This window comes from Prauserella flavalba (genome assembly GCF_003202235.1).
GTDB lineage: Bacteria > Actinomycetota > Actinomycetes > Mycobacteriales > Pseudonocardiaceae > Prauserella_A > Prauserella_A flavalba.
The window spans coordinates 258,696-264,958 of the sequence record NZ_MASU01000014.1; the positions used below are offsets into that span (position 1 = coordinate 258,696).

7 protein-coding genes are annotated in these 6,263 nt (G+C 70.5%); 3 read left to right on the top strand and 4 right to left on the bottom strand.

Annotation, left to right across the window (positions count from 1 at the left end; genetic code table 11):
- Positions 1–86: 86 nt before the first annotated feature.
- The 3 genes from BA062_RS32165 to BA062_RS32180 form a co-directional block, all read right to left on the bottom strand.
- Positions 87–578: a DUF5130 family protein gene (locus BA062_RS32165; RefSeq protein WP_245960111.1), complete on the bottom strand. Its 492-nt coding sequence runs from the start codon at positions 576–578 to the stop codon at positions 87–89.
- Positions 565–804 (bottom strand): aa3-type cytochrome oxidase subunit CtaJ, encoded by a 240-nt coding sequence (gene ctaJ, locus BA062_RS40740; RefSeq protein WP_110342885.1) that lies wholly within the window; start codon positions 802–804, stop codon positions 565–567. The genes BA062_RS32165 and ctaJ overlap by 14 nt, the downstream gene beginning before the upstream one ends.
- Positions 805–1,532: 728 nt before the next feature.
- Positions 1,533–2,270: an HNH endonuclease gene (locus BA062_RS32180; protein WP_245960106.1), complete on the bottom strand. Its 738-nt coding sequence runs from the start codon at positions 2,268–2,270 to the stop codon at positions 1,533–1,535.
- A gap of 188 nt (positions 2,271–2,458) precedes the next feature.
- On the opposite strand from BA062_RS32180, the gene BA062_RS32185 reads away from it, so the two are divergent.
- The 3 genes from BA062_RS32185 to BA062_RS32195 all read left to right on the top strand — a co-directional run bounded on the left by BA062_RS32185 (position 2,459) and on the right by BA062_RS32195 (position 5,406).
- Entirely contained in the window at positions 2,459–3,454 is a 996-nt protein-coding gene (locus tag BA062_RS32185) for a mechanosensitive ion channel family protein (RefSeq protein ID WP_110342887.1), read from the top strand.
- Between the two features lie 41 nt (positions 3,455–3,495).
- Positions 3,496–3,888 carry a globin gene (locus BA062_RS32190; protein ID WP_110342888.1) on the top strand — a complete coding sequence of 131 codons (393 nt, stop codon included), beginning with the start codon at positions 3,496–3,498 and terminating at the stop codon, positions 3,886–3,888.
- 93 nt (positions 3,889–3,981) lie between these two features.
- Positions 3,982–5,406 (top strand): alpha-amylase family glycosyl hydrolase, encoded by a 1,425-nt coding sequence (locus BA062_RS32195; protein ID WP_245960108.1) that lies wholly within the window; start codon positions 3,982–3,984, stop codon positions 5,404–5,406.
- Positions 5,407–5,410: 4 nt separating this feature from the next.
- Here the strand turns inward: BA062_RS32195 and BA062_RS32200 are convergent.
- On the bottom strand, positions 5,411–6,263 hold an 853-nt coding region (locus tag BA062_RS32200), incomplete at its 5' end, for an LVIVD repeat-containing protein (protein WP_425452980.1).

Consider the following 6,263-nt stretch of genomic DNA (forward strand, 5'->3'; position numbering starts at 1 on the left):
CCCACTCAAGCAAACAGCCCCCAAGGCCACCTTTGTTGCGTTGAACGCAACAAAGGTGGCCTTGGGGGCTTCTGGGGTGGCTTGGGTCAGCGCGGGGCCGGACCGGCCGCGTCGGCCAGCATGCGCAGCCCGCTGACGAGGCCGCCGATCAGGTCGCCCTCCTTGAAGGAGGCGACCATGCTCATCACCGCGAGCTTGGCGCCGCGGTCGGGAAGGCGGTGCATGGCCTCGCCGCCGGTGACGACCTCGACCACGCGCTCACCGGGCGACACCGCGATCAGCACGGCGTGGTCGCCCTGCGCTCCGAGGCTGTCGTGCAGCGACTCCGCACCCACACGGCTGTCGTTTCCGAGCTCGCCGAGGTAGATACTGAACTCGAGGCCCGTCTCCCTGCTGGCCAGCGTCAACGCCTCGTCGAGGCGGGCCAGTTGGGCGGTGGTGAATGGGCCTTTTGGAGCAGCGGGCTCGTACATCTGCGCGACGGACACGCGTCCGCTCGCGGTAACGGCCGCGCCGGGCTGCAACTCGGTTCCCTCGAGCCCGGTCGACGGGCTCTCGGTCAGCTCACCAGCTCCCACGGGCACCTCCCCGAACCTTCGACGGGCTCGCCGTCTCACCAGCCGCGTGCGCATCACCGGCGCCAGCCGGGTTGGCACTCCACCACATCGGCGGGAACTCCCACGCCTGCCCCGGCCGGTACCTGGGCCTACCTGCGAACCTCGAACGCAGGGTGCCCAAGGCGAACACACCGTAGATGGCGAGCGGGATCACCGCGAAGACCAGAGTCGTCTCGAGGATGCTCACGACCGCAGGGTATCCGACGGCCCCCGGTCACACCTCACCTGCCACGGCGAACGGGCCGTGCCGCCCGTCGCGCGAAGGGGCCCGTCCGCCGCTTGCCACGCCGGGAATCCCACGTTGGGCCGAAACGCCGTTCGCGAAAGGTCGCAACTCACCGTACGGGCGGCGGCACCGGGCTCTCGCACCTTGTTCCCCTACTGAAATGCTCGTACGTTTTTCACCTGTACGGGCCTTGCGCCTCACCCTCCCATCCCAACAGGTCACACGCCGGTCACAGGAGGACTTGCCATGCACACCGTCCTGACCCCCGCCGAGTCGAACCAGAACACCGTTTCGTCGCTTTTCGCCGAATCCCCCGAGCGGGGCACTCGCGTCACCCGGGGTACACGCGTCACCTGCGGCACTCGGGTGACGGCAGGCACGCGCGTCACGCGCGGTACCCGGGTCACCCGCGGCACGCGGGTCACGGCCGGGACGAGGGTCACTCGTGGCACCAGGGTCACGGCGGGCACCCGCGTCACGCGGGGAACGCGAGTCACCCGCGGCACCAGGGTCACGGCGGGCACCCGCGTCACCCGCGGCACGCGAGTCACCCGCGGTACGCGCGTCACCGCCTGAGCCGGAACGCCCGGAACGTCCACGCAGCGTTCCCGGCCCGTTCCCGGCCCCTCACGACGACGTGAACGAAGAAGTGAATACCGACCACGGCACGCCCCGGGCCGCGTGACACCTCACGCGGCCGGGGCGCCGAGGTATTGCTGCCACAGCGGGTCGGCCTCGGTGGAGTGCGCGAGCAGCCTCCAGTGCGGACCGTGCGGCGCCGTCGGCACGACGCGCAGCCGCCAGCCGATCTCCGATAGGAGCTTGTCCGCCTTGCGGTGGTTGCACTTCGCGCAGCAGGCGACACAGTTCTGCCAGGAGTGCGCACCGCCGCGGCTGCGCGGCACCACGTGGTCGATCGTCTCCGCGCGAGCCCCGCAGTACGCGCAGCGGAAGCGATCCCGGTGCATCAACCCGGCCCGCGTCAGGGGAACCTGGGCACGGTAGGGTACGCGCACGTAGGTGCTCAGCCTGATCACCGAAGGAACCTCGACCGCCACGGTGGCGGCGTGCAACGTCAGCCCCGTTGGATCTTCGTGCACGACCTCCGCCTTGCCACACACGAGCAGCACGATGGCTCGGCGTAGAGGTAACGCGGTGAGTGGTTCGAACGTCGTGTTGAGCAGCAGGACACGACGTTTGCCCCAGCCAGGTGCCGACGAACCGCCGCTTCCCGGATCCCTCGGCCGCCGCTGACCGTGCGAGCGGGTGATCCGGCCCGCGCGCGCCGGAGGCCCGGTCGGCTGTGGCCCACTGGCATGTGGGCCGCCGATCACGACGCCTACTGGCGCGCACAGCTTGGCCTCCGGCGCCTGCCCGGCCGGATGCCGGGTATGGGCGCCGTGGGGGCTCGGTTGTCGGTCTGGCACGCGACCACCTCCACCGGTGTTGCCCTAGTCGACCACAGACCGGGGCCAAAACGCACGTGCGTTAGGCAACGTGTCACTTCCCAGTACCGTTGTGGTCGGACTCGACGTGGTCAACATGCCGTAATCGGGGGACTCACCGGACCTGGAGAGTGTGCGGCGTCACAAACATGGAAGGAGCGTTCCCCGAAGTGGAGCAGTTGCTCAGCGACCCGCCGTCCTGCATCAACGAGGCGGGCACCTGGTGCCAGCAGATCTGGCGGCTCACCGGGAACGAGTGGCTGGCGGGCTCGGCGAACTGGCTGGTCGCCAAGCCGTTGCGCATCCTGCTGATCCTCGTGGTCGCCGTTCTCGTGCGGTACCTGGTCCGCAAGCTCATCGACCGGCTCACCAGAACGCCCGCCGACGGCGACGGCGCCGAGGGCAAGCTGCCCGCGCTGCTGCGTCCCCTGCGCGAGCGCGCGCCGGAGGTGCTCGGTCCCGTGGTGCTCGAAAGACGCCGCCAGCGGGCGATGACGATCGGCTCGGTGCTGAAGTCGCTCACCACCGTGGTCGTGTACGGCCTCGCGTTCGTCATGGTCCTCGGCGAGATCGGCATCAACCTCGCCCCGATCCTGGCCTCGGCCGGCATCGTGGGCGTGGCGATCGGTTTCGGTGCGCAGAACCTGGTGCGGGACTTCCTGTCCGGGATCTTCATGATGCTGGAGGACCAGTACGGCGTCGGCGACGTCGTCGACGTCGGCGAGGCCGTGGGCACCGTCGAGGCGGTGGGCCTGCGCATCACCACGCTGCGCGACCTCAACGGCACCGTCTGGTACGTCCGCAACGGCGAGGTCCTGCGCGTCGGCAACTCCAGCCAGGGCTACGCCGTGGGTGTGGTCGACATCCCACTCAGCTACAACACCGACGTCCAGCGGGCCAGCACGCTGCTGGAGGAGGTCGCCGCCGAGGCCGTGGCCCGGCCGGGGATCGCACCGGACGTGCTGGAGCCGCCCGAGGTGCTCGGCGTGGAGAACGTCACGCCAGAGGGCACACAGCTGCGGCTCACCGTCAAGGTGCGGCCGGGCCGCCAGTGGGCGGTGCAGCGGGCCCTGCGCGCGGAGATCCTGCCCGCGTTCGAACGGGCCGGTTTCGAGCCGCCGCTCGGCCGCTTCTTCGGTAACGGTTCTACCGGCACCGCGAACTGAAGAGCGTGACCGACGCACGGCAGAATGGAGAGGTGGCTGAAGTGAGCGAGACGCCGGATCCCCGTACGTTCTACGAGGCGGTGGGTGGCGAGCCGACGTTCCGCAAGATCGTCGCCCGCTTCTACGCCGAGGTCGCCGACGACGAGGTGCTGCGCCCGCTCTATCCGGAGGAGGACCTCGGCCCGGCCGAGGACCGGTTGCGGCTGTTCCTCATGCAGTACTGGGGCGGCCCGCACACCTACTCTGACCAGCGTGGGCACCCCCGGCTGCGCATGCGGCACGCGCCGTTCAAGATCGGGCCGATCGAGCGGGACGCGTGGCTGCGCGCGATGCGGATCGCCGTGGACGAGAGCGGCATCGAGGAGCCGTACCGCACGCAGCTCTGGCAGTACCTGGAGATGGCGGCCCAGTCGATGATGAACAGCTGGGTGTGACCGCTGGTGCGCAGAGCCGGCAGAGACACCGCACGGCCCTCCGCACCGGCCGGCGCCCCCTGGTGGCGGGACGCCGTCTTCTACGAGCTGCCCGTGCGCTCCTTCGCAGACTTCGACGGTGACGGCGTCGGCGACCTCGAGGGCATCAGGGGCAGGCTCGGCTATCTCGACCTGCTCGGGGTGCAGGCGCTGCGGCTGACGCCCTTCTACCTCTCCCCCCTTGCCGACGACGGCTACGACATCGCGGGCCCGCGTGCGGTCGATCCCGTGCTGGGCAACCTCGACACGGTGGACTCGCTGCTCGCCGAGGCGCACGCCGCCGGCCTGCGGGTGGTGCTCGACCTCGTGGCCAACCACACGAGCGACAAGCACATCTGGTTCGCTGCCGCGCTCTCCGCCGCGCCGGGCGGCCCCGAGCGCGAGCGCTACCACTTCCGCGGCGGCAGGGGCGAGCACGGCGAGCTGCCGCCGAACGACTGGCGCGCCCGGGACGGCGGCCCCGCCTGGACGCGCGTGGACGACGGCCAGTGGTACCTGCACCTGTTCGGCCCGCATGAACCGGATCTGAACTGGACCAACCCCGAGGTACGGGCCGATTTCGAGCGCACGCTGCGTTTCTGGCTCGACCGCGGCGCCGACGGGATCCACCTCGCGGCCGCGTCCGGCATGGCCAAGCACCGCGACCTGCCGGACACCGGCGGGCGGACGGATCCCCGCTTCGACGACGACGGCGTGCACGAGATCCACCAGGCCATCCGCAAGGTGATCGACGAGTACCCGCACGCGGTCTCGCTGGGCGGGCTCGACGTCGCCGACGACGAGCGCTTCGCCAGGTACCTGCGGCCGGACGAGCTGCACCTCGCCGTGCACCCCCGGCTCGCGCGCACGGCGTTCGACGCCGACGCGCTGCAGGCCGCCATCGAGCGCTCGCTGGCCACGGTCGCGCCCGTCGGCGCCCCACCGGCCTGGGCACTGGCGGGAGAGGGCCTGCCGAGGCAGGTGACGCGCTATGGGGGCGGCACGCGGGGCCTGAACCGGGCGCGGGCGATGGCGCTCGTGGTGCTGGGCCTTCCTGGCGCGGTGTGCCTGCGGGCGGGTGAGGAGCTCGGCCTCGGCGACACCGAGGAGGGTTCGCGGGCGCCGATCCCGTGGGAAGGCACCGCGCCGCCGTTCGGTTTCTCCGCGCTGCCCGGAGACTGGGAGTCGATCCCTTCCGGCTGGGCGCCGTTCACCGTCGAGGCACAGCTGGAGGACGAGGAGTCGACGCTCTCGCTGTACCGCAGGGCGATCGAGCTGCGCCGCGAGCATCCGGGCTTCGCGGGCGAGGACGTGGAGTGGTACGGCGCGCCGCCGGGCTGCTTCGCCTACCGGCGCAGGCCCGGCGGCCTCATCTGCGCGCTGAACACGTCAGCGGCACCCGTTCCCGTGCCACGCGGCGACGTGCTGCTCGCCAGCGCTCCCCTCGTGGAGGGAAGGCTGGCGGCGGACGCCGCCGCGTGGCTGTGGGTTCAGCCGTGACCGGTCAGCCGCGACCGTAGACCGGCTGGGTCTGTGCGTTGAACTCGTCGTAGCGGACCGACTTCGCCGGCGCGGTGCGCCAGTCGTTGATGGCCAGCACGTCGAAGCCCTTCTGGATGTCCGACGAGTAGATGTGACCGTTGTAGTAGTACGCCGACCACGAACCGCCGACGATGCGCTGCGTGTCCGACAGCGGGCCGCGCTCCCAGTAGCCGATCTCCTTGGGGTTGGCCGAGTCGGTGAAGTCCCACACCGAGATCCCGCCCTGGTACCAGGCCTGGACCATGATGTCGCGGCCCTTGACCGGGATCAGCGAACCGTTGTGCGCCACGCAGTTCTCGTTCTCGGTCTGGTACCTCGGCAGCTTGTAGTAGCTGCGGAACTCCAGCTTGCGGTTGTCGCCGCGGCCGGTGATGTCGTAGATGCCGTCCGCACCGCGGTTGGGCCCGAAGGTCGCGTTGCAGGTGGGCAGGCTGCCGCCACCGAGCTCGTCGGTGTAGACCACCTTGGTGCCGGAGTTGTTGAACGTCGCCGAGTGCCAGAAGGCGAAGTTCACGTTGTCCTGCACGCGGTCGATCACCCGCGGGTTGAGCTTGTCGGAGAGGTCGAACAGCACGCCGTCACCCATGCACGCGCCCGCCATGAGGTTCTTCTCCGGGTACGCCGTGAGGTCGTGGCAGCCCGTGGTGGCCGAGCGGTTGGTGCCGTCCGGGTTGGGTCCGCCGGGGTTGCCGCCGTCGGGGAACAGCACCGGCGTGGCCACGACCGCCGCCCGCTCAGGGTGCTTCGTGGGCACCTCGACGATCGAGATCTTGTCGTGCGGGGGCTGACAGTTCGGCAGGTTCGCCGCGGGCGAG